Origin of the sequence: Paenarthrobacter sp. TE4293, assembly GCF_050435325.1 — a bacterium.
Taxonomy (GTDB): domain Bacteria; phylum Actinomycetota; class Actinomycetes; order Actinomycetales; family Micrococcaceae; genus Arthrobacter; species Arthrobacter nitroguajacolicus_C.
In genome coordinates this window covers 248,184-270,042 of record NZ_JBNJRY010000002.1, presented here as the reverse complement: position 1 = coordinate 270,042, position 21,859 = coordinate 248,184, and the positions used below count along the sequence as shown (strand labels likewise).

Genomic DNA, 21,859 nt, shown 5'->3' with positions numbered 1-21,859 from the left:
AACGGCGTTTGAACGTGGAGCTTGTCTCTTCTGAGCTGGAGGGGTGGACAGCTGCCGTCGCCCTGCTCGGATGATTCATTGAGATATGTTCCCTTCTGGCTTCAGCGCGAATCGCTGACGGCACCAGGGCGCCGCTTCCTGACGTTCGGACTGACGCAGTCCTTGGCAGCCGACGAGCGATGCTGGACTGGCATGACGCCAGCCGATACGGGGCCGGCGAGGTGATGACGGCGTCGTCACAACCCAGAGTCGATGGTGGCAGGATGTGACATACGACTCATATATTAGAACTTTAAGGGCACGTTCCACCCCAGTCAAGCTTTTTGCCTAAGAGACGTTCTCCGGGGAGGCTGCCACCAACTCCTCCGTGTACTGCAACGCGATCCACAGCTCGGCGCGCACCTGTGCCTGGTTGAGGTCCATGTCCAGCAACTCGCCGAGCACACCGATCTGCCGCCGCACACTGTTCCTGTGCAGCCCAAGAAGTTTGGCTGAACCATCCCAACTGCCGTTTTCGCTGAGCCAGCCGCGCAGGACGGCCAGCAGCGGATCGCGCCGGTCCGGTTCAAGCGAAAGCACTGGTGCGAGGAGCCGTTCGGCCAACATGGTTCCGGCTTCCCGTCCCAGGAGCCCGGCAACGGACCACGTCACTTCATCCACGCGGGCGCTCTTGCCGGTGGAGAGGACGCGGCTGCGGAGGGAACCGGCACGTTGGTAGGCCGCTGTGAGGCCAAGGAGTTCGGTCGGTTCCCCAATCACCAGTCGCCATCCCAGCTTCTCGATGTCAGCCAGCAACGCGTCGTCCACTTTCAGCCGGGTGATCGCTGCGAAACCATAGTCGGTGATCTCCACGAGCTTGGTGTCGAACAGCCGCCGCCACTGCAACAGCTCACGAACCGGCCCATCGTCAGCCGCGCCATCCACCCGGACGCCCTGGACCACCCGCATCTGCCCTGACCGGGTGGAGGACAAACTCTGCGCCAGCAGATCTTTGAGCCCGTTGATGTGCTTCGTCCCGCCTGACACCAATGAGTCCGGGTGCAGCAGCACCGCCGTCGCCAGTTGGCTCGGGGCCAGCGATCCGCTGGTCCGCTGCCGCACCAGCAGCTCCAACAGACCCACAGCCGCTTGCACCACGTTGTTCTGTGCCGGCGTCAGGGGTGCGTCCGAACCGAGGATCAGTGCACCGAGGTTGGCGTCCTTGGTGCTGCGCAGCGGGTGCCCGAACACCAATGCCGACCCCGGCTGCTCAAAACCGTCCATCTCCACGCGTGGACCGCTGCCGGACAGCAGCCGCTCCAGCATGGGTGCCAGCAATGAATGATCGACGCCGGTGCTTCCGCCGGCATTATGCCCGCGGGCCCTGACCCGCCCGTCTGCGCCAACAAGGACAGCCCACACCGGGACCCTTTGCACCAGCGCTGCGAGAAGTTCGTGTTCCGGTCTGGGGGAGAGGACTGCCCGCATGAGTTGGCGGTTGGTCTCGGCCAGCTGGCGGAAGACCCTGGCGTTGTCCGACTCCAGGAGCTGTGAGAACTCCAGCCCGATCGCAGCGAACGGCACGGACTCCGGTACCTCGAAAAGGGTGAGGTTGTGCTTGCGGCAGGCGTCGAGCAGGACCTGGGGAACGGCGTCGAAATAGGGCCTGATGCCGAACCCGAGCGCCGCGACTTTCGCCTCGACCAGCCGCCGTACATAGGCATCAACCTTGGCCGCCGAGCCACCCTTCCCGAGGAAAGGCAGCCCGGCGGTGAGCAGGAACTCGCCCTCCGGGAGGTAGGGCGTGGGGTCTTCGAGCTCGCTCGGTTCCACCCACCGCAGCAGCGAGGCGCCGCTGCCGCCGTCGTGAAGGATTTTTAACTCCGGCGGCAGCTGCTCCACAAACTGGTCGAGCGTGACGAAACTCAGGCGGGCGGTGGCGGGCTCAGGCGACATTGCCCCGCCCGTCGGTTGCCGTTTCCTGGTAGTCGGGGCACTCGTAGGCGCTGTTCTGGTCGGTGGCGCTGGCGTAAGCGCGGGGCAGGCGAGGCGCGATCCTGTTGATGATCTCGTCGCCGTGGCTGCCGATCGCGGCACCCCAGTCGTCGGCGCTCGCCGCCCCGGTGGACGGATCGCCGAACAACACCGCGGTATCGCCGACGTCGATTCCCGACGCATCCGGGCCCAGGTCCACCATGAACTGATCCATGCAGACCTTGCCGATCACCGGCACGCTGCGGCCCCCGATGTTCACCACGGATCGGCCACTGATGCCCTTGGGGATGCCGTCCGCGTAGCCGAGCGGGATGAGGCCGAGGTAGCGCGGCTCGTACGTAATGGCTTGGTGCTCGTAGCTCACGCCAGTGCCGGCCGGGACTTTCTTGACCATGACCAGGGGTGCCGTCACGCTGAGTGCGGGGCGCAATCCGAAGTCCGCCGGATCCAGATGATCAGCCGGGGCGAGGCCGTAGATGGCCAGGCCCGCGCGGACCATGTCGAAGTGGAATTCCGGCCGGTCCAGGATGTTGGCTGAACTGGAAACGTGCCGGAGTCCGGGGTCCAGCCCGGCTTCCCGTGCCTCGCTGACGGCATCCTCGAACTCCGCCACGGCAGTGGCATTGCCTGGATGGGCGGGGACATCGGCCCAGGCCAGGTGGGTCCAGAGACCCCGGACTCGCAGGGTGCCGTCCAGTTCCGCCTTGCGGGCTTGGGCGACGAGATCTGCCCAATCCTCCTTGCGCGCACCACCACGGCTCAGGCCGCTGTCCAATTCCAAATGCACGACGGCGGGACGGCCGAGGCGTTTCGCGATCCCTGCCAGCACCTCAAGTTGGCTGACGCTGCCGAGGGAGACATCGATGTCGTTTTCGAGCGCCTCAAGAATGGTGGAGCTTGTCTGGGATGCCAGATACAGCCAGGAAAGGATAGGTACTGTGATTCCCGCTTGGCGGAGAGTTATGGCTTCCGTGAGCTGGGCGGTTCCCAGCCAATCCGCCCCGGCGTCTATTGCGGTACGGGCCACTTCCACCAGCCCATGGCCATAGGCGTTCCCCTTCACCACTGCCATGAAATGCGGCGCCTCGGTGCGCTCCTTCAAAGCTTTGACATTGTCTGAAATCGCGGACAGGTCCACGGTGACCTGGCCCGATAGGGCGGCCGAAGCGGCCGCTTGATAGTGTGCATTACGTCTCATGGTTGAACACTATAGGTCATTTTGCACCGTGGTGAGAGGTGGCTCACATGCCAGTCTTGTGGAGGGGAAATCGAAACTACTTGGAAGGGACGTCAAGGGTGACTGTGCCTGTGAACACCGAAAACTCAGCGGCGGTGAGCGTCACGAGGCCTGGCCTCGGTGCGCAACTCCTGCGCCGCAAGCCAATCGGCCAGATGGTCAACGAAGCTGGAAGCGGCGAGGGCGGAACGCCCCTGGTCCGCAGCTTCGGCGTCCTCCAGCTGACCATGATCAGCGTTGGCGCCACTCTTGGCACCGGCATCCTGGTGATCCTTGGCGAATCTGTGCCTCTGGCAGGACCGGCCATCTGGATCTCGTTCGTCATCGCCGGCCTCGCAGCGCTGCTCTCCGCAGTGTCCTACGCCGAAATGGCCGGACTGGTTCCGGTGGCTGGATCCAGCTACTCCTACTCCTACGCCACGATGGGTGAAGGCATGGCCTGGATCTGTGGCTGGTGCCTCGTGCTGGAGTACGCGGTCTCTGTGGCGGCCGTAGCCGTTGGTGCAGGGCAGTACGTGAACGAGACCCTCGCCGCCTTCGGCCAATTCCTGCCGGATGCAATGAGCCAGCCGCCAGGCGACGGTGGCCTGGTGAACGTGCCGGCCATGGTCATCGTGGTCCTGGCCATGATCCTGCTGGTCCGCGGCGCCCGCGAGAGTGCCTGGATCAACACGGCGATCGTGATCATCAAGGTGGGCATCCTGATCTTCTTCTGCGCCGTGGCCTTCACCGCCTTCAACGCAGGCAATTTTGAACCACTCCTGCCCATGGGCGCCGCAGGCGTTTCCGCCGCCGCGTCCAGTGTCTTCTTCTCCTACATCGGCTTCGATGCCGCCTCCACTGCCGGCGAGGAAGCGAAGAACCCCAAGCGTGATCTTCCCCGCGCGATCATGCTCTCCATGGTGATCGTCACCAGCATCTACGTCCTGGTTGCTGTTGCAGCCATCGGCGCCCGCCCGTGGGGCTGGTTCGACGGTACGGAAGCTGCACTGGTGCAGATCCTGCACGAAATCACCGGTCAGCCGTGGATTGCCCTGGTTTTCTCCATCGGCGCGGTACTGGCCATCGCCAGCATCGTCCTGACCGTCCTGTACGGCCAGACCCGCATCATGCTCTCCATGTCCCGCGATGGCATGGTTCCCAAGATCTTCGGCCGTGTCTCCCGCCGTACCGGCACCCCGGTGGCCGGAACGCTGATCATCGGCACCGCCGTCGCCCTTACTGCCGGCCTGGTCCCGCTGGGTGCGCTGGCAGACGCCACCAGCATCGGCACGTTGTTTGCCTTTGCCTTGGTCAACGTGGCCGTGATCTACCTGCGGCGCAACCGCCCGGACCTCGAGCGGAGCTTCCGGGTTCCGCTGTACCCCATCACTCCAATACTGGGCACTGTGATGTGCGCCTACTTGATGCTCAACCTCGGCGCCGACACCTGGATCACCTTCGGGGTCTGGATGCTGGTGGGCATCGCCGTATACCTCGGCTATGGACGCCGGAACTCCAAGGTAGCCGCGCTCAGCGAGCGGGACTACCGTGAAATGACCACCAGGGCCGTGAGCCCGGAATCTGTGAAAGCAGCAAACTCATGACCATCGCCACCGAACTCCCGCTCATTGATAAACCAGGCGCATCCGGCGAGGACGCAGCCGCCGAGGCGCCCATCACCATGCTGAACCCGGACTTTCCTTTCAGCTACGACCACTACCTGGCACACCCTGACGGACTGGGCTCAGTCCCCGAGGAGCTCTACGGCACGGAAGTGGCCATCATCGGCGCCGGGCTGTCCGGGCTCGTTACCGCCTACGAACTCATGAAACTGGGCCTGAAGCCCGTCATCTACGAGGCCGACCAGATCGGTGGCCGTCTCCGCACTGCGAGCTTCCCCTCGGCCCCCGGCGTTGTGGCTGACCTCGGCGGCATGCGGTTCCCGGTTTCCGGCAAGGCGTTCTACCACTACGTGGACCTGCTCGGCCTGGACACCAACGACTTCCCCAACCCGATGGCACCGGCGACCTCCAGCACGGTGATCGAACTCGCAGGCAAGAAGCATTACGCCACCACGGCAGATGAACTGCCGGAGTTCTTCCGTGAAGTGGCCGATGCCTGGAAGGCCGCCGTCAACGACGGCGCCGCGTTCGCCGAAATGCAGGAAGCCATCAAAGCCCGCGACACCAAGCGGATCAAGGAACTGTGGAACGCGCTCCTGCCGGAACTCGACGAGCAGACGTTCTACGGCTTCATCGCCGCCAGCAAGTCCTTCAAGGAAGCCGGTTTCGCCCACCGGGAGGCATTCGGCCAGGTCGGGTTCGGCACGGGTGGATGGGACACCGACTTCCCCAACTCCATCCTCGAAATCCTCCGGGTCGTGTACACGGACGCAGACGATCAGCACCGCTCCATTGCGGGAGGAGCGCAAAGGCTCCCCGAGGCACTCTGGAACCACGCGCCGTCGGACCTCAAGCACTGGCCCCAGGGCACCTCACTGGCATCCCTGCACAGCGGTTCACCGCGCGGCGCCGTAGACAACATCCGCCGGGCAGAGAACGGCGACCTCGTGGTCCGCGAGAACTGGGGACGCGAAGCCACGTACCAGGCCGTCGTCACCACCTGCCAGTCATGGCTGCTGTCCACCCGCATCCACACCGAGGAAGCGCTCTTCCCCGCCGAGATGTGGACGGCAATCGAACGCTCGCACTACATGCAGTCGTCCAAGACGTTCGTCATGGTGGACCGGCCTTTCTGGAAGGACATCGACCCCGAAACCGGCCGCGAAGTCCTGTCCATGACGCTCACCGACCGCCTCAACCGGGCCACCTACTTGCTCGACGACGGTCCGGACAAACCCGCTGTGATGCTCCTGTCCTACACATGGAACGATGACGCCCTGAAATGGCTGGCCCTCAGCGCCGAGGAGCGCGTCAAGCTCATGCTGCACTCACTGGAGCAGATCTATCCGGGCGTGGACATCGCCAGCCATATCGTCGGCCAGCCGATCACAGTGTCCTGGGAGGCCGACCCGAACTTCATGGGCGCCTTCAAGGCCAATCTGCCGGGCCATTACCGGTACCAGCAACGCCTGTTCACCCACTTCAAGCAGGACCAGCTGCCCGGGCACCAGCGCGGTATTTTCCTGGCCGGTGACGACGTGTCCTTCACCGCCGGCTGGGCCGAGGGTGCAGTGACCACGGGGCTTAATGCTGTGTGGGGCGTAGTGAACCACCTTGGCGGCACGTCCGCCGTCGGAAACCCCGGCCCCGGCGACCTGTTGGATGAGCTCGGCCCGATCAGCCTGGACTAAACCCGCCACGACCCTTGCGTTGCGAGGCCCGCTCTGCACCTAATAACCTCCGGTTTGGGTGCAGAGCGGGCCTCGCATTCGTGCTTTAAGCGTGCATTTCCCGGTGCGCCGCTGCGAGTTCCTTGTAATGGGCTGCGTTGTGCTTCACGCCCTCGAACTCTTCGTCGGTGAGTTCACGGCGAACCTTGGCTGGAACGCCGGCCACGAGGGAGCGCGGGGGAATTACGGTGCCCTCCAGGACCACGGCTCCGGCCGCAATGAGCGAGCCCGTGCCAATCACTGCCCCGTTGAGGATGGTGGCGCTCATACCGATGAGGCAGTCGTCCTCCACCGTGCAGCCGTGGACCACTGCGCTGTGCCCTACGGAAACGCGCTCACCCACAGTGCAAGGGAAGCCGGGGTCTGCGTGGAGGACCACGTTGTCCTGGAGGTTGGAGCCTGCACCCACGCTGATCGCGGCGGTGTCTGCACGGACGGAGACGCCGTAGAAAGCGCTGGAGTCCTGGGCCAAGGTGGCCTTGCCGATGATGGAGGCCGTGGGCGCCACGAAGACGGATTCATGGATGGCCGGGGTGTCCCCGGCGAAAGTATAAGAGGGAGCCATAGGGCCCAGCATATTTCCAACTAGGGTGCAGGGGTGCGGAGGACCAGGAATTGGTAGTGCTGCACCCAGTTGCCCGCACCCGGGCCGGACTCCACGCCAACGCCCTCGGGCCAGATGCGGAAGTGCTCAATCGTGCCGTGCCCGCCGAAGATCCGCCGCACCGTGTCGTCACTGCGGCGGCTGAAGAAGCGCCGCGGTTCCTCGAGGTCCTCCGGGTTCAGGACTTCGTCGTCGTCACCTGACCAGAGTCCGACGGCGATCGGCGCACCAGGTGCGGTGACCCGCACGAGTTCGCGGACGACGTCGTGGATTCCGCTGTTGGGGACATGCAGGAGGGTGCTCATCGTCCACGCGGCAGGGAATACTGCATCGGGAAACGGGAGGCTCCGACCGCTCGCAACCGACACCTCAAGTCCGGCAGAGCGCGCCCTATGAATGCTCTCCGACGACAGATCCACTCCGGTGTAGTGCAGGCCCGCCCGGACAAACTCCACGCCCTCAACACCCGTGCCGCAGCCCAGCTCCAGCAAGGAATGCCGGTGCTCGGACTTCAGCAGTTGGATGAACCACTCCCGGCATTCAACGCGATGAGGAGTCAAAGGCCGGGTGTTCCGGACCGGAGCCTGGCGGTCATAGAAAACCGCCAGGTCAGCTTCGTGATCGGCCTCGGGAATGCCGTGCATACCCCCAGCTTAGAAGTGGTGCTAGTTGAACACCACGGTGCGGGTGCCGTCCAACAGCACCCGGTGTTCGGCGTGCCACTGGACTGCCTGCGCCAGCGTGCGGCCCTCTACGTCGCGGCCCATCTGGACGAACTGCGCGGCCGTGCGCGCGTGGTCCACGCGGATGACTTCCTGCTCGATGATCGGACCCTCGTCGAGGTCGGCCGTTACATAGTGGGCCGTAGCGCCGATGATCTTCACGCCGCGCGCATGCGCTTGGTGGTACGGCTTGGCGCCCTTGAATGACGGGAGGAACGAGTGGTGGATGTTGATGGCCTTGCCGTTCAACTCAGTGCAGAGGTTGTTGGAAAGGACCTGCATATAGCGGGCCAGGACGGTCAATTCCACGTCGTGTTCGGCGATGAGCTTCAGCAGCGCAGCCTCGGCCTGCGGCTTGGTTTCCGGCGTCACCGGGATGTGGTGGAAGGGGATGCCGTAGAAGTTGGCCAGCTCTTCGAGATCGCGGTGGTTGGACACGATGGCGGGAACCTCAATGGGCAAGGTTCCGGTGCGCTGCTGGAACAGGAGGTCGTTGAGGCAGTGGGCGTCCTTGGAGCACAGGATGATGGTGCGGACCTTTTCACCGACGGGGTTGATCTGCCAGGTCATGCCGAAGGATTCGGCCACCGGTCGCAGGGCAGAGGCCAGTTCGTCCTGGGTGCTCGACGTCGTTGCCTCCACGCGCATGAAGAAGTTGCCGGTGGTGGGGCTTCCGTACTGCTGCGAATCGGCGATATTGCAGCCTGCCTCAAGCAGTGCTCCCGCGACAGCGTGGACGATGCCGGGGCGGTCGGGGCAGGAGAGGGTCACAACGAAAGCGGTGGAGTCAGTCACACGGTCAAGCCTACCTGTGCTGCCTTGTTGTACTGTTAACGGGTCGCAACTGGCGTTGGGTGGACTACCACCAGGGAGCGGCAATCACGAAGACCACGGATCGTACGCCTGGGCCGAGGGTCATGTCTTACCGCAGCACGCACGTGACCGATCCCTCCGTAACCAAGGGGACGCGGGAATGCTGCTGCCGGTAGCCTGACCTGTAGCACCACCCGTTGCCTAGCCAGGAGATCTCCGTGTCTACCACAACCACTTCCGCGTCTGTCAGCAACCAGTCGCTTGCCGATCTCGATCCCGAGATCGCAGCAGTACTCAACCAGGAACTCGGCCGCCAGCGCGGCACCCTGGAAATGATTGCGTCCGAAAACTTCGCCCCCCGCGCCGTCATGGAAGCCCAGGGCTCGGTCCTGACCAACAAGTACGCCGAGGGCTACCCGGGCCGCCGCTACTACGGCGGTTGTGAGTACGTCGACGTCGCCGAGCAGCTCGCCATCGACCGCGTCAAGGAACTCTTCGGCGCGGAGTACGCCAACGTCCAGCCGCACTCCGGTGCCCAGGCAAACGCTGCAGCGCTCTCCGCCATGATCACCCCGGGTGACAAGATCCTCGGCCTGTCCTTGGCTCACGGTGGACACCTGACCCACGGCATGAAGCTCAACTTCTCCGGCAAGCTTTACAACGTAGCGGCTTACCAGGTTGAAGAAGACAACTTCCGCATCGACATGGACAAGCTCCGTGAGCAGGCCATCGCCGAGAAGCCGCAGGTCATCATCGCCGGGTGGTCCGCCTACCCGCGTCACCTCGACTTCGCCGCCTTCCGCTCCATCGCCGACGAAGTTGGCGCTCTCCTGTGGACGGACATGGCACACTTCGCCGGCCTCGTTGCAGCAGGCCTGCACCCGAGCCCGGTCCCGCACTCCGACGTCGTCACCTCCACCGTGCACAAGACCCTGGCCGGCCCCCGTTCCGGTGTGATCCTTGGCAAGCAGGAGTGGGCCAAGAAGCTCAACTCCAGCGTCTTCCCGGGCCAGCAGGGCGGGCCGCTCATGCACGTGATCGCCGCCAAGGCTGTTGCCTTCAAGATCGCAGGCAGCGAAGAGTTCAAGGAGCGCCAGGAGCGCGTTCTCGAAGGTGCCAGGATCATCGCTGACCGCCTGAACCAGGCCGACGTCGCCGAAGCCGGCGTCTCGGTCCTCACCGGCGGCACCGACGTTCACCTGGTCCTGGTTGACCTGCGCAACTCGCAGCTGGACGGCCAGCAGGCCGAAGACCTCCTGCACTCCGTGGGCATCACCGTGAACCGCAACGCTGTTCCGTTCGACCCCCGCCCGCCGATGGTCACCTCCGGCCTCCGCATCGGTACGCCGGCCCTGGCTACCCGCGGATTCGGTGCCACCGAGTTCACCGAGGTTGCCGAGATCATCGCCACCGCACTGAAGGCGGGCGCCGCCGCCGACGTCGAAAGCCTCCAGGCCCGCGTCGACAAGCTGGCCGCTGACTTCCCGCTGTACCCGCAGCACGAGCAGTGGTAAATCCGCGTTTCCGCGGATAAAGAAAGCATCACCCGGGCATTGAACCGGAGCTGACGGGATCCGCCGCCACATCTTCGGCGGCGGATCCCGTTGGCATGAGCCAACAGGTCACCCACCAGAAAGAGCAGATGGAATGACACAGTCCACCGCACAGATCCTTGACGGCAAGGCCACCGCCGCAGCCATCAAGGCAGAACTGACCACTCGCGTTTCCGTCCTCGCCGCCAAGGGAATCGTCCCCGGCCTGGGCACCATCCTGGTGGGTTCGGACCCCGGAAGCACCTGGTACGTCGGCGGCAAGCACAAGGACTGCGCCGAGGTTGGCATCCAGTCCATCCGCCGCGACCTCCCCGAGGACATCAGCCAGGAGGACCTCCTGAAGGTTGTCCAGGAACTCAACGAGAACCCGGAATGCACCGGCTACATCGTCCAGCTTCCGCTGCCCAAGCACATCGACCAGGACGTCATTCTCGAGGCTATGGACCCGGAGAAGGACGCCGATGGCCTGCACCCGATGAACCTTGGCCGGCTGGTGGCCAACGTCAACGGCGAGATGAAGTCCCCGCTGCCCTGCACGCCCAAGGGCTGCGTAGAGCTGCTCCGCCGCCACAACATTGAACTCAAGGGCAAGCGTGTCCTGGTGGTCGGCCGCGGCGTGACCATCGGCCGCCCGATCGGCCTCCTGCTCACCCGCAAGGAAGTCAACGCCACGGTCATCCTCGCCCACACCGGAACGGTGGACCTGCCGGCGGAACTGAAACAGGCCGACGTCGTGATTGCTGCCGCAGGCGTGCCGCACATGATCAAGGCTGAAGACCTCAAGCCGGGCGCCATCGTGCTCGACGTCGGCGTCAGCCGCGTGGACGACGGCAACGGCAAGGCTGTTGTCACCGGAGATGTGGACCCGGCCGCCGCCGACGTCGCCGCCTGGCTGTCCCCGAACCCGGGCGGCGTGGGCCCGATGACCCGCGCCATGCTGCTCGCGAACGTCGTGGAGAGCGCGGAACGCCAGGCTGGTATCGCCTAGTCCCCGCGAACACAGCAGGGCGCCTACTCCTCCGGGAGTAGGCGCCCTGCTCCGTTAACCCGACGACGCCGGACAAGCACCAAAGCTAGGCTCTGTGTATGCAGCCCCCTTTCCCTCAGTCCGGGCGGCGTCCGGGGCCCACGCGAGTCCCAGGGCAACGCCGGTTCGCTGGTCCGCCCACGAGTTTCATCGTCATCACGGTGGCCGTAGTCCAAATGGTGGGGACACTGTTTTCCGCCGGCCACCAGGATGCTCCGCGGCCCCTGGATGCGCTTGCGGTCCTGCTGCTCCTGGCCGGACCGGCGGGCTTGGCGTTCCGGAGGCGCGCGCCTCACGTGATGCTCCCCGTCGCGCTCCTTGCCACCGGAACGTACTTGGCGTTGGGCTACGCCTGGGGTCCGATCGTGCTGTCCCTGGCGTTGGCCATTGTCCTGACCGCCGCCGCGGGTCTTCGCTGGCAAGCCTGGACGGGTGCCGGAATCGCAGCCGCGGCGGTGGTCGCGGGTACTGCCATGACTGGCGACGACAGCTGGCCGGTGCGTGCCTCCGCGGGCGTGGCGTGGGCAGCGATCCTGGTCCTCATCGGGCAAGGCTTCCGACGTCGGAGCGAACGTTTGGCGGAATACCGGCGGCGCCACGAGGAAGCGCAGAAGGCCGAGCGCGACGAATACAGGCTCACCCTCGCCCGGGACATTCACGACGTCGTGGCGCACTCGTTGTCCATGATCAACGTGCAAGCGTCGGTGGCGCTCCACGTCGGTGCCGACGATCCGGAGAAGCTCAGGCCCGCCCTTGAAGCGATCAAGGCTGCCAGCAAGGAGTCGCTCACCGAAGTCCGCCAGCTCCTCGGCGTACTGCGGGAGGATGTCCCTCTGGCCCCGGCAGCGAGGCCCACCCTGGCCCGAATCCCGGAGTTGGTGAAGAATGCGGAGCTGGGTGGCCTCCGTGTCACGCTGCGGGACGACTCGGACCACCAGATCATCGGCCCGGCCCAGCAGGAGGCCGCGTACCGGATCATCCAGGAAGCCCTGACCAACGTCGGGAGGCACTCAGGTGCCCAATCCGCCGTCGTGCATGTCGCCCAAGCCGCCGGTCTGCTGACCGTGACCGTAGACGACGACGGCGGTGGCATGCGTGGAGCGCTCCCCGGCAACGGGCTCACGGGGATGCGGGAGAGGGCGGTCGCCTTAGGCGGGACGCTAGCTGTCCATGAACTGGAACCCGGCCTCCGCATCGAAGCCACCCTGCCGACAGAACCACAAGGAAACCTCCCATGATCCGCATCCTCCTCGCCGACGACCAGACCCTCATCCGCGCAGGCTTCCGTGCCCTCCTGGACGCGGAGCCGGACATGGAAGTGGTGGCCGAGGCCGGCACGGGCAGTGACGCTGTTCGCCTGGCCGCCCGCGACAAGCCGGACGTCATCCTCATGGACATCCGCATGCCGGACGACGACGGCCTGACCGCCAGCCGCAAGATTCTGGCCGATCCCAACCTGACAGGCACGCGCATCATCATCCTGACCACTTTCGAACTCGACGAGTACATTGCCGAAGCCGTGCGGGCCGGTGCCGCGGGTTTCCTGGTCAAGGACACAGAGCCCGCCGAACTTATCCGGGCCGTCAGGGTGGTCTACGACGGTGATGCACTGCTCTCACCGTCCGTGACCCGGCGCATCATGGCCCAGCTCGCGTCCCAGAGCCGGGCAGCCGCAAAAGTGGTGCCCTTGGCCCAGGTGACAGACCGGGAGCGGGAAGTGCTGGCTCTGGTAGGGGAGGGCCTGAACAATGCCGAAATCGCGGAACGCCTCTTCATCACGCCCCTGACCGCAAAGACCCACGTTTCACGCATCATGACCAAGCTGATGGTCCGCGACCGCTCCCAACTGGTGGTGCTGGCGTACGAATCGGGCGTGGTGAAGCCCGGCTGGAGCAGCTGATCCGCCAGAAGCCGTCTCCCGGCGGAGTAGCGCTGCGGCCCAAGGTGACTCCCGACGGCGGACGCCTCACGGTCCGCTGATCGGCAGACTCGAACCAGAGCCGAAAGACGGTTCACGCCGGGCACCGGCGGAGAGAGTTTGGATCACCGACATGTTCACAGCATTCACTTCCATCGTTGGGGAGACCACGACGCCCGGGGGAGCGCTGGCACAGGTGCCGGCCGCCGTCGCCGCGCATGGTCCGTGGGGAGACGGCGCAGCCTGGCCGTTCTTCCTGTTGTTCCCGCTGTTCTGGATCCTCGTGATCGGCACGCTCATTTTCGTGGGCCGCCGTACCTGGCGTCGAAACCATCACTGGGCCGCAACGCAAGGCGCCGAGAGTGTGCTGCGCGAGCGTTATGCGCGCGGCGAGATTGACGAGACCGAGTTCCGCCAGCGGTTGGAGGTCCTGCGCTCGCAGCCCAGCACCTAACCGATCCCAACGGAAATGAGAGGGTTCTTGCAGGAATATCTGCAAGAGCCCTTTCACATGTCAGTGGGCGCTACTAGTCTGCTGAGGGTGCACAATGAAGCAACACGCTCTCCGACACCCACACCGTCAGAATCGTCGCAAGCCAGCCTCGACATGAACCGACCCACCGTCATCAGCGCGCGGAACCTCACCAAGGCTTATGGTGACCTCACCGCCGTGGACAACATCTCCTTCGACGTACCGGCAGGGGAGTCCTTTGGCCTCCTGGGCCCCAACGGTGCCGGCAAATCGACCACCATGAAAATGATCGGTGGCGTATCCCAGCGCACCTCGGGCACGCTCACCATCATGGGCCTGGACCCGGAGTCGCACGGCCCGGAAGTCAGGGCGCACCTGGGCGTCGTTCCCCAGCAGGACAACCTCGACGAAGAGTTGAAAGTCCGCGAGAACCTGATCGTCTACGGCCGCTACTTTGGCTTGCCGATGAGCTACCTGAAGCCGAAAGCCGACGAGCTCCTTGAGTTTGCGCAGCTGACGGACAAGGCCAACGCCAAGGTTGACGCGCTCTCCGGCGGCATGAAGCGGCGCCTCACCATCGCCCGGTCCCTCATCAACGAGCCCCGGATCCTGCTCCTTGATGAACCCACCACCGGCCTCGATCCGCAAGCCCGCCACATCCTCTGGGACCGCCTGTTCCGGCTCAAGGAAAACGGCGTCACCCTCATCCTCACCACGCACTACATGGACGAAGCCGAGCAACTCTGCGACCGCCTGATCGTGGTGGACAAAGGCCGCATTATGGCCGAGGGTTCGCCCGCCAGCCTCATTCGCGAGCACTCGTCGCGCGAGGTACTCGAGCTCAGGTTCGGGTCCGAGCGGAACGCAACCATCGGCGTCGAACTCCATGGCATCGGCGAACGGCTGGAGACGCTGCCCGACCGCGTGCTCATCTACACGCACGACGGCGAGGCCGCGTTGGAACAGGTCCATGCGCGGGGGCTGCGTCCCATGACGTCGCTGGTGCGACGCTCCTCGCTGGAGGACGTGTTCCTTCGGCTCACAGGGAGGAGCCTCGTTGACTGACCCGGCGAACCAGCCAATCACGACGGCGGCGCCTCCGTTGCGGGCCCACCCACCTGAGGTTTCGGCCGCCAGGGCGCGGCGCTGGGGAGCGTTCTTCTACGCCGAGCAAGTGCTCCGGGTCATGCGCAATTACGGCTGGTCCGTGATCCTCTACAGCGTGGGGCAGCCTGTCGCGTACCTGTTCGCCATGGGAGTCGGCCTGGCCAGCTTGGTGGATGCCAACAGCGAGTCCGCTTTCGGTGGGGTCAGCTACCTGGAGTTCGTGGCTCCGGCGCTGTTGGTCTCTGCTGCGGTGATGACGGCCTCCGGCGAATTCTCGTATCCGATCATGGACGGCTTCAAATGGCGCAGGGTGTTCTACGGCCCCCACGCCTCACCGCTGGTTCCCGAACAAATCGCAAGCGGACACATCATGGCCAGCACCCTCAGGTTCCTCCTGCAATCGCTGGTGTACTTTGCGGTGGTCGCCATGTTCGGCGCTTCACCGAGTCCTTGGGGGTGGGTTGCGGCCCTTATTGCCACCGTATCTGCGTTGTCCTTCGGCCTGCCATTGATGGCCTACGCCGCGAGCATCACCCAGGACAAGGGCCAGTTCGCGCTGGTTCAGCGGTTCATCGTGATGCCGTTGTTCCTGTTCTCCGGGACGTTCTTCCCGCTCGATTCGCTGCCGCTCGCAGTCAGGTGGATCGGGTGGATATCCCCGGTGTGGCATGGAACTGAGCTGGGCAGGGTGTTCACCTACGGCATGGACCAGGACCCGGTGCTGACCATCATCCACGTCGTGTTCCTGCTGGCGACCGCCACTGTTGGCTGGTTGCTGGTCCGCCGCCAGTTCGTGAAAAGGATGGGCTCATGAGCGTCCTGACGGGTGGCCACAGCGCCACGGATCTTGCGCGTGAGCGGAAGTTCGGTTCCCTCTACTCGCGCAATGCCAAGGCCGTCGTGGGCCGCGGATTGATGGCGGCCAAGTCCAGCACGTGGCTGGTGATGGTCTCAGGTTTCTTCGAGCCAGTGCTGTTCCTGCTGGCCATGGGCGTGGGAATGGGCTCGATTGTGGGCACGGTGCAAGGCCCGGGCGGCGAGGAAATCAGTTACGCGGCCTACATTGCCCCGGCGCTGCTGGCCGTTTCGGCGATGAACGGAGCCATCTATGACTCCACGTGGAACGTCTTCTTCAAGATGAACTTCGCCAAGCTGTACCAGGGGATGCTCTACACCTCGCTGGGGCCGCTGGACGTAGCGATCGGCGAGATTTTCCTGGCTCTCCTTCGGGGCCTGCTGTATGCCACGGGATTCACCGCTGTCATGGGGGTGATGGGACTCCTCACCAGTTGGTGGGCCATCCTGGTCATTCCTGCGTCGGTACTGATCGCCTTCGGCTTCGCGAGTTTCGGGATGGGCATCACCAGCTTCATGAAGACGTTCCAGCAAATGGACTGGATCAACTTCTTCCTGCTGCCCATGTTCCTGTTCAGCGCCACGTTCTACCCGCTCAGCGTCTACCCGCAGGTCATCCAGTGGTTCATCCAGGCGATGCCCCTGTGGCATGGCGTGGAGTTGCTGCGGCAGATCAGTGTGGGGTCGTTCAGCCCGGCCACCGCTATCCACGTGGGCTACTACGTGGTGATGATTGCGCTGGGTATCATGCTGACCACCGGAAGGCTGCGCCAGTTGTTCCTCAAGTAGGGACAGCCGGCGCAGCCCCGGGAGTTACTCGAAGGAAGTCCGCCGGGCATCATTCGTTCTTGTCTTCCACAGATCTGGTGGATTGACCTTGAACCGGCGCCCTGTCAGCGCCTTCGGTATAAGCCTGATGTAGTTGTCTTTCGGCCCTGGTTGCCAAGGCTCAAGCCCCAGAGCATCGACTTCTGCTGTTTCGTCCGGATCAGTCATCAGCTCCGTATCGCCGCGGGCCACCACGCTCCAGGCTTCGCCCGTGGCGGCGTCGTATCCGTCAATTTCCAGCACGGCCGGCCGGGAGGCTTGTGCGCCCCACAGCTTCCGCCCAGGGCTGCTGCGGAACACGGGGTTGCGCTGAAACAGGACGTAATTTACCGGGAAGATCTCCGGATGGTCATCCACTATCAGGCCAATACGGCCGATGGTTTCAGCGGCCAGCAGATCCCAGCAGGCGTTGAAGGGCAGGTCCTGGACTTCATGGTGCGTGGATGAGCTGCCGATGTCCGGGGAGTCATTCATTATTACCTCTCGTAACCGCTTGGCTCGTGCATGGGTTCCGTGGCCTTGGGACGCCTCAACTGCGGCGTCGGGCGCAGGATTTATGGTGCCGTCTCGGGTTCCCTGGCCGGCCACCAACGCTTTGAATCGCTGATGACAAACCGCCGTCCGGTGAGCTCAGTGGGCGTGATGCGAAACAGAAAATCCTTGGTCCCTGGTTCCCATGGCGATAGATCGTGGGCTGCGCTTTCCTGGCTGGGGTCATCGGAGGGGATGGCTTCCGGCAGTCCTTTGGCTACGACGCTCCACGCAATGGTTCCGTAGGAATTGAAGCCGTCTGCTTCCAAGGCAACAGGCTCTGCGCCCATCAGTGCGTCCATTTTGGTTCCCGGCGCGGTCCTCAAGATCAAGGTCCCATCCTCCGGAAAATAGTTGACGGGAAAGATCTCGGGACCCGAACTGCCGGACAGAGCCAGCCGTCCCAAGGAGTTGGAACGCAGGAGTCTCCAACATTCGTGAACTTTCAGGATCTGTACCTCAGGTGGGTCTTCAACCGTGCTCATGTGCCGAGCATACATAGCGGGAGGGCGGAGACCTAGGGTGCCCAAGCCAACCGTCGCCACTAACTCAATTTTGCCCTTGAAACTCTGTTCGCCGTCCGTGGAAGCGGGCACAGGCACCTTTGCGCATTTGAGAGAATGGGTGCATGCAATCTCTCGGTGACCCGCACCCGTCCACGTCCCCCGCCGGTAAAGGCATCTTCAAGGGCTTCCGCATTGGCGGCCTGGGGATGACCGTCGTCATCATCGCGTTCCTGGTGGCCGTGATCTTTGCGGCCAACCAGAACGACGTTGTGGGCTGGGTCGTCGCAGTCGTGGCCTTCGGATGGCTGGCGCTGGCCACGTTCGTGGTGCTCAGCATCCGCAGGGCCGCGCAGCGTGCCGGTGCAAAGCTGACCGAAGCGCAAAATGCCTTCAACGCCGCAGCCGGCCGCGCGCCGTCGTCGTCCGCTGCTGACAGTGGCGGCACGCGCGTAGTAGCCGAACGCAGCAAGGCTGACGAGGTGCGCGACCTCAAACTGGACCACTCGTTCAAGATCGTCCAGGTACAGGTCCGTGTCGTCGATGAGGAGCGGGCCAAGGGCGGTGCTGCTGATCAGGACACCATCAACCGCGCGCTGGAAACCATCGCCATTACGGCCACCAACGCGCGCGACATGATCAAGTCCTCCGGCGGCTCGGACGAGCCCGTCGCCGGCACCATCATCGACTAGAGTGGACCGGGTGAGTACGGCATTGAAGAAGGACTTCCTTCGCATCGCGTCAGTTAACGTCAATGGCCTGCGGGCTGCCTACAAGAACGGCATGGCGGAATGGCTGGAGCCACGCGAGGTAGACATCCTCTGCCTGCAGGAAGTCCGCGCACCTGATGACATCGTCAGGAAGCTGATCGGCGAAGGCTGGCACATTCTCCACACCGAGGCTGAGGCCAAGGGCCGGGCCGGCGTTGCCATTGCTTCCCGCGAGGAGCCCACGGCCACCCGCGTCGGCATCGGCGACGACTACTTCGACACTTCCGGACGCTGGGTTGAGGCCGACTACACCGTCAGGAACAGTGCCGGCGAAGCCACCACGCTCACCGTCGTCAGCGCCTATGTGCACTCCGGAGAAGTGGGAACCCCCAAGCAGGACGACAAGTTCCGCTTCCTCGACGCCATGATTGTCCGCTTGCCCGAGCTCGCCAAGCACAGCGACCACGCTTTGGTGGTGGGCGACCTCAACGTCGGACACACAGAACTCGACATCAAGAACTGGAAGGGCAACGTCAAGCGTGCCGGCTTCCTCCCGGAGGAGCGTGCATACTTTGACCGCTTCCTCGGCGAAGAAATCGGATGGAGGGATGTCCACAGGGGCCTGGCAGGAAACGTCGCCGGCCCCTACACCTGGTGGTCCCAGCGCGGTAAGGCCTTTGACACTGACACAGGCTGGCGCATCGACTACCACCTGGCCACACCGGGCCTCGCTGCAGCCGCTTTCTCGGCTGTCGTGGACCGGGCGCCTTCGTGGGACACCCGCTTCTCCGACCACGCACCGCTGGTAGTCGACTACCGGCTCTAAGCTCCTTAAGGTATTCCTCCATGACTAGTTCCACCACGACTGAAACCGGCGCTTCCGTTGACGCTGCCGCCGAGCCGAAGCCGGTGACGTCCACCAAGCCGGCAGTTGGCGCCAAGCACCGCGTCCTGTCCGGCATGCAGCCCTCCGCCGACTCCCTGCACCTGGGCAACTACCTCGGCGCGCTGGTCAACTGGGTACGGATGCAGGACGAGTACGACGCCGTCTTCTTCATTCCGGACCTGCACGCCATCACCGTCCCCCAGGATCCGGCAGAACTTGCCCGCCGCACCCGGGTCACCGCAGCCCAGTACATCGCCGGCGGCGTGGACGTGGACAAGTGCACCTTGTTCGTCCAGTCGCAGGTCCCCGAACATGCCCAGCTCGCGTGGGTTCTGAACTGCATCACCGGCATGGGTGAAGCCAGCCGTATGACCCAGTTCAAGGACAAGGCGCAGAAGCAGGGTTCGGACCACGCCAGCGTGGGCCTGTTCACCTACCCCATCCTGCAGGCCGCGGACATCCTCCTGTACCAGCCGCATGGCGTGCCCGTGGGCGAGGACCAGCGCCAGCACGTTGAACTGAGCCGGGACCTCGCCAACCGCTTCAACAGCCGGTTCGGGGAGACCTTCCAGGTTCCCGAAGCCTTCATCCAGAAGGAATCGGCAAAGATCTACGATCTCCAGAACCCGAACGCCAAGATGTCCAAGTCTGCGGAATCACCCGCCGGACTGATTAACCTCCTGGATGATTCCAAGACTGTAGCCAAGCGGATCAAGTCGGCCGTTACGGACACCGAGACCGAGATCCGCTACGACCGTGAGAACAAGCCAGGTGTTTCCAACCTGCTGACCATCTACTCGGCCATCAGCGGAACACCGGTAGAGAAGATCGTGGCTGACTACCAAGGCAAGATGTACGGCCACCTTAAGGTCGACCTCGCGGAACTCGTCTCCGGACACTTGGCACCAATCCGGGAACGTGCCAACGAACTCCTGGCCGATCCCGCGGAACTCGATCGCCTCCTGGCCCTCGGCGCGGACAAGGCACGCGAGATTGCCTCAGCCACCCTCGCAGATGTCTATTCCAAGGTCGGCTTCCTGCCGTACCGGGGGGACACCAACCGAAGCGAACAGGGAGTCCGCTAACTCCATGTGCTCTGCTGGCCAGCTCAACGTCAAGACCGACACCCGCAAGGGTGTCGGTCCGGACGACTCTCGCCAGACCGCTGTCACCGGCACCGACTGCGGTGCCGGTGACACCATGTGCGTGGGCGTTATCCTCGGTTTTCCGCCGGAGATTGCCCGCGAGTTGCAGGAATGGCGGGCCTCCTTCGGTGATCCGATGGCCGAGGTCATTCCTGCCCACATCACGCTGATTACCACCACGCCCACCCAGGACTGGGCCGCGACCCGGGAACATGTCCGGGAAGTCGCACGGACACAGGAACCGTTCCACATCACGATTTCCGGCACGGGTTCCTTCCGGCCTGTCTCACCGGTGGTGTTCGTGAATGTGGAAGAAGGCTTTGAAGAGTGCGTGCAATTGCACGAAAAGCTTCAAACCGGCCCCCTGGAACGGATGCTGCCCTTCCCGTACCACCCGCACGTCACTGTGGCGCACGATGTGGCGCAGGAAAATCTTGACGAGGCCGAAACGGTCCTCAGAGATTACCGGGCGACCTTCCCTGTGGTTAGCATGGGACTTTACGAGCACGACACCAATGGAATTTGGCAGCTACGGGAAGAGCTCGACTTTGGCGGCGATACTGACGAAGAACAGCAAACGGATTCACGCCACGCAGGCGGACGCTCCTCCGCTTCCAACTGAGCTGGCCAAACTCAAACTTGAGCTGCTCCGCAAGAGGCAGGAATGGGGCCAGGCCAAACGTGCCGGTGAGGGCCTGCCGAAGAAAGCCGGAGCATTCTTTGCCCTCTTCATGGCCAGGCTGAACACCAACCGGGCCATGCGTTCCTTCCAGCACTACTCCCGGCAGCATGGGCCGCTGTTGAGTGCGGGCATTGGCTTCAACATGTTCTTCTCCGTGACAGGTCTGCTCACCACCGGCTTTGCGGTTGCGGGAATTGTTTTGGGGGGAAGCCCTGCGCTTCAGGACGCGGTCATCGACAGCGTCGCCGCGGCGGCCCCCGGACTCCTTCAAGTGGATGGCGGCGAAGGGCTGGTGGATCCGCAGTCATTGCTCAACCCGTCCGGACTTGGCTGGACAGCCCTGATCGCGGCGGTAGTCACCGTCTTCATCTCCCTGGGCTGGATAGCAAGCATCCGTGAGGGCATCCGGGGGATCATGAACGCCGATCCCTTGGTACGTAATGCTGTCCTCCAGAAGCTCATCGACGCCGGTACCCTGTTGCTCCTTGGAGTCATTCTGGTCATCAGCGCAGGCGCCTCCCTGATTTTTGGGACAGCGGCCGACTGGTTCATCGGTTTGCTGAAGTTGGACGAGGCAGTGGCCGCACCTATCGCCGCCACCGTCAAGATTGTGGTTCCCCTCCTGCTGAACTGCGCGACGGCGGCAGTACTGTTCCGTATCGCCGCCGGCCTGAAGCTGGGGAGGCGGGCGTTCCTTGAAACGGTGGTGCTCGCCGGCGTAGGGACGACTGTCCTTCAACTTTTCAGTACCGAGCTCCTGGCCCGGTCAGGAAACAACCCCGTTTTGGCTTCCTTTGCCATCATCATTGGCCTGCTGATCTGGTTCAACCTGGTGAGCCAGGTGTATCTCGTCTCGGCATCGTGGTCCGCCATTCGCGAGGCTGATACTGAGTCAGGCGAGACTCCGCGTAAGAAGGTCCTCGGGTCGCGCCGCGTGGCGCCCCGTACCTGACAGTCG

22 protein-coding genes and 1 riboswitch are annotated in these 21,859 nt (G+C 63.9%); of the genes, 15 read left to right on the top strand and 7 right to left on the bottom strand.

Translation table 11 applies throughout. From position 1 onward, the window contains the following. Positions 1-327: 327 nt before the first annotated feature. Entirely contained in the window at positions 328-1,935 is a 1,608-nt protein-coding gene (locus QF015_RS04620) for a PucR family transcriptional regulator ligand-binding domain-containing protein (RefSeq protein ID WP_429387338.1), read from the bottom strand. Continuing rightward, positions 1,925-3,172, bottom strand: a complete 1,248-nt coding sequence (gene alr / locus QF015_RS04615) for an alanine racemase (protein WP_429387336.1) — start codon at positions 3,170-3,172, stop codon at positions 1,925-1,927. Before alr ends, QF015_RS04620 begins: the two co-directional genes overlap by 11 nt. A gap of 194 nt (positions 3,173-3,366) precedes the next feature. On the opposite strand from alr, the gene QF015_RS04610 reads away from it, so the two are divergent. Both QF015_RS04610 and QF015_RS04605 read left to right on the top strand, forming a co-directional pair. Beyond that, positions 3,367-4,797: an amino acid permease gene (locus QF015_RS04610; protein ID WP_429387802.1), complete on the top strand. Its 1,431-nt coding sequence runs from the start codon at positions 3,367-3,369 to the stop codon at positions 4,795-4,797. Further along, a complete protein-coding gene (locus QF015_RS04605; RefSeq protein WP_429387334.1) occupies positions 4,794-6,506 on the top strand; it encodes a flavin monoamine oxidase family protein in 1,713 nt (570 codons plus the stop codon). Before QF015_RS04610 ends, QF015_RS04605 begins: the two co-directional genes overlap by 4 nt. Positions 6,507-6,591: 85 nt before the next feature. Here QF015_RS04605 and QF015_RS04600 read toward each other — a convergent pair whose 3' ends face one another. Genes QF015_RS04600 through purU form a run of 3 tightly spaced genes read right to left on the bottom strand, consistent with a single transcriptional unit; the run spans position 6,592 to position 8,666 of the window. Beyond that, on the bottom strand, positions 6,592-7,110 hold the full coding sequence (locus tag QF015_RS04600) for a gamma carbonic anhydrase family protein (protein WP_310201840.1): 519 nt from the start codon (positions 7,108-7,110) through the stop codon (positions 6,592-6,594). 20 nt (positions 7,111-7,130) lie between these two features. Further along, positions 7,131-7,793 carry a class I SAM-dependent methyltransferase gene (locus tag QF015_RS04595; RefSeq protein ID WP_429387332.1) on the bottom strand — a complete coding sequence of 221 codons (663 nt, stop codon included), beginning with the start codon at positions 7,791-7,793 and terminating at the stop codon, positions 7,131-7,133. Between the two features lie 21 nt (positions 7,794-7,814). After that, positions 7,815-8,666, bottom strand: a complete 852-nt coding sequence (purU, locus tag QF015_RS04590) for a formyltetrahydrofolate deformylase (protein ID WP_310201837.1) — start codon at positions 8,664-8,666, stop codon at positions 7,815-7,817. 35 nt (positions 8,667-8,701) lie between these two features. Beyond that, a riboswitch (ZMP/ZTP riboswitch) is annotated at positions 8,702-8,787 on the top strand. Between the two features lie 115 nt (positions 8,788-8,902). Here purU and glyA point away from each other — a divergent pair. The 8 genes from glyA (at position 8,903) to QF015_RS04550 (ending at position 16,405) form a co-directional block, all read left to right on the top strand. After that, positions 8,903-10,198, top strand: coding sequence for a serine hydroxymethyltransferase (gene glyA / locus QF015_RS04585; protein WP_429387330.1), 1,296 nt, complete (start codon positions 8,903-8,905; stop codon positions 10,196-10,198). 133 nt (positions 10,199-10,331) lie between these two features. After that, the gene (locus QF015_RS04580) at positions 10,332-11,225 is read left to right on the top strand and encodes a bifunctional methylenetetrahydrofolate dehydrogenase/methenyltetrahydrofolate cyclohydrolase (protein ID WP_310201835.1); all 894 of its coding nucleotides are present in this window, start codon (positions 10,332-10,334) and stop codon (positions 11,223-11,225) included. A 200-nt stretch (positions 11,226-11,425) separates the two neighbouring features. Next, positions 11,426-12,502: a sensor histidine kinase gene (locus QF015_RS04575; RefSeq protein ID WP_429387328.1), complete on the top strand. Its 1,077-nt coding sequence runs from the start codon at positions 11,426-11,428 to the stop codon at positions 12,500-12,502. Next, positions 12,499-13,164, top strand: coding sequence for a response regulator (locus QF015_RS04570; protein ID WP_429387326.1), 666 nt, complete (start codon positions 12,499-12,501; stop codon positions 13,162-13,164). The genes QF015_RS04575 and QF015_RS04570 overlap by 4 nt, the downstream gene beginning before the upstream one ends. Before the next feature lie 151 nt (positions 13,165-13,315). Next, positions 13,316-13,636 (top strand): SHOCT domain-containing protein, encoded by a 321-nt coding sequence (locus QF015_RS04565; RefSeq protein WP_310201829.1) that lies wholly within the window; start codon positions 13,316-13,318, stop codon positions 13,634-13,636. Between the two features lie 153 nt (positions 13,637-13,789). Continuing rightward, positions 13,790-14,719, top strand: coding sequence for an ABC transporter ATP-binding protein (locus tag QF015_RS04560; RefSeq protein WP_310201826.1), 930 nt, complete (start codon positions 13,790-13,792; stop codon positions 14,717-14,719). A gap of 16 nt (positions 14,720-14,735) precedes the next feature. Then, positions 14,736-15,575, top strand: coding sequence for an ABC transporter permease (locus QF015_RS04555; protein WP_310202467.1), 840 nt, complete (start codon positions 14,736-14,738; stop codon positions 15,573-15,575). Further along, positions 15,572-16,405 carry an ABC transporter permease gene (locus QF015_RS04550; RefSeq protein WP_011773963.1) on the top strand — a complete coding sequence of 278 codons (834 nt, stop codon included), beginning with the start codon at positions 15,572-15,574 and terminating at the stop codon, positions 16,403-16,405. The genes QF015_RS04555 and QF015_RS04550 overlap by 4 nt, the downstream gene beginning before the upstream one ends. A 24-nt stretch (positions 16,406-16,429) precedes the next feature. Here the strand turns inward: QF015_RS04550 and QF015_RS04545 are convergent, their stop codons facing one another. Both QF015_RS04545 and QF015_RS04540 read right to left on the bottom strand, forming a co-directional pair. Continuing rightward, positions 16,430-16,918 carry a pyridoxamine 5'-phosphate oxidase family protein gene (locus QF015_RS04545; RefSeq protein WP_429387323.1) on the bottom strand — a complete coding sequence of 163 codons (489 nt, stop codon included), beginning with the start codon at positions 16,916-16,918 and terminating at the stop codon, positions 16,430-16,432. Between the two features lie 80 nt (positions 16,919-16,998). Continuing rightward, entirely contained in the window at positions 16,999-17,460 is a 462-nt protein-coding gene (locus QF015_RS04540) for a pyridoxamine 5'-phosphate oxidase family protein (RefSeq protein WP_310201820.1), read from the bottom strand. A gap of 143 nt (positions 17,461-17,603) precedes the next feature. Between QF015_RS04540 and QF015_RS04535 the strand changes: the two genes are divergently transcribed. Genes QF015_RS04535 through QF015_RS04515 form a run of 5 tightly spaced genes read left to right on the top strand, consistent with a single transcriptional unit; the run spans position 17,604 to position 21,853 of the window. Then, positions 17,604-18,170 (top strand): hypothetical protein, encoded by a 567-nt coding sequence (locus QF015_RS04535; protein WP_310201818.1) that lies wholly within the window; start codon positions 17,604-17,606, stop codon positions 18,168-18,170. Positions 18,171-18,180: 10 nt separating this feature from the next. Continuing rightward, complete coding sequence (locus QF015_RS04530; RefSeq protein ID WP_310201816.1) at positions 18,181-19,014, top strand: exodeoxyribonuclease III; 834 nt, start codon at positions 18,181-18,183, stop codon at positions 19,012-19,014. A 20-nt stretch (positions 19,015-19,034) separates the two neighbouring features. Further along, on the top strand, positions 19,035-20,159 hold the full coding sequence (gene trpS, locus QF015_RS04525) for a tryptophan--tRNA ligase (protein ID WP_429387320.1): 1,125 nt from the start codon (positions 19,035-19,037) through the stop codon (positions 20,157-20,159). A gap of 4 nt (positions 20,160-20,163) precedes the next feature. After that, a complete protein-coding gene (locus QF015_RS04520) occupies positions 20,164-20,841 on the top strand; it encodes a 2'-5' RNA ligase family protein (RefSeq protein ID WP_310201812.1) in 678 nt (225 codons plus the stop codon). After that, positions 20,768-21,853 carry a YihY/virulence factor BrkB family protein gene (locus QF015_RS04515; RefSeq protein ID WP_429387318.1) on the top strand — a complete coding sequence of 362 codons (1,086 nt, stop codon included), beginning with the start codon at positions 20,768-20,770 and terminating at the stop codon, positions 21,851-21,853. The genes QF015_RS04520 and QF015_RS04515 overlap by 74 nt, the downstream gene beginning before the upstream one ends. Positions 21,854-21,859: the final 6 nt, after the last annotated feature.

Bases quoted from the DNA above. Each gene is read 5' to 3' on its own strand.
- QF015_RS04570 (WP_429387326.1), top strand. From the start codon at position 12,499: ATGATCCGCATCCTCCTCGCCGACGACCAGACCCTCATCCGCGCAGGC.
- QF015_RS04565 (WP_310201829.1), top strand. From the start codon at position 13,316: ATGTTCACAGCATTCACTTCCATCGTTGGGGAGACCACGACGCCCGGG.
- QF015_RS04545 (WP_429387323.1), bottom strand. From the start codon at position 16,918: ATGAATGACTCCCCGGACATCGGCAGCTCATCCACGCACCATGAAGTC.
- alr (WP_429387336.1), bottom strand. From the start codon at position 3,172: ATGAGACGTAATGCACACTATCAAGCGGCCGCTTCGGCCGCCCTATCG.
- QF015_RS04520 (WP_310201812.1), top strand. From the start codon at position 20,164: ATGTGCTCTGCTGGCCAGCTCAACGTCAAGACCGACACCCGCAAGGGT.
- QF015_RS04595 (WP_429387332.1), bottom strand. From the start codon at position 7,793: ATGCACGGCATTCCCGAGGCCGATCACGAAGCTGACCTGGCGGTTTTC.
- QF015_RS04560 (WP_310201826.1), top strand. From the start codon at position 13,790: ATGAACCGACCCACCGTCATCAGCGCGCGGAACCTCACCAAGGCTTAT.
- QF015_RS04580 (WP_310201835.1), top strand. From the start codon at position 10,332: ATGACACAGTCCACCGCACAGATCCTTGACGGCAAGGCCACCGCCGCA.
- QF015_RS04550 (WP_011773963.1), top strand. From the start codon at position 15,572: ATGAGCGTCCTGACGGGTGGCCACAGCGCCACGGATCTTGCGCGTGAG.
- QF015_RS04540 (WP_310201820.1), bottom strand. From the start codon at position 17,460: ATGAGCACGGTTGAAGACCCACCTGAGGTACAGATCCTGAAAGTTCAC.
- QF015_RS04620 (WP_429387338.1), bottom strand. From the start codon at position 1,935: ATGTCGCCTGAGCCCGCCACCGCCCGCCTGAGTTTCGTCACGCTCGAC.
- trpS (WP_429387320.1), top strand. From the start codon at position 19,035: ATGACTAGTTCCACCACGACTGAAACCGGCGCTTCCGTTGACGCTGCC.
- QF015_RS04610 (WP_429387802.1), top strand. From the start codon at position 3,367: ATGGTCAACGAAGCTGGAAGCGGCGAGGGCGGAACGCCCCTGGTCCGC.
- QF015_RS04600 (WP_310201840.1), bottom strand. From the start codon at position 7,110: ATGGCTCCCTCTTATACTTTCGCCGGGGACACCCCGGCCATCCATGAA.
- QF015_RS04535 (WP_310201818.1), top strand. From the start codon at position 17,604: ATGCAATCTCTCGGTGACCCGCACCCGTCCACGTCCCCCGCCGGTAAA.
- QF015_RS04605 (WP_429387334.1), top strand. From the start codon at position 4,794: ATGACCATCGCCACCGAACTCCCGCTCATTGATAAACCAGGCGCATCC.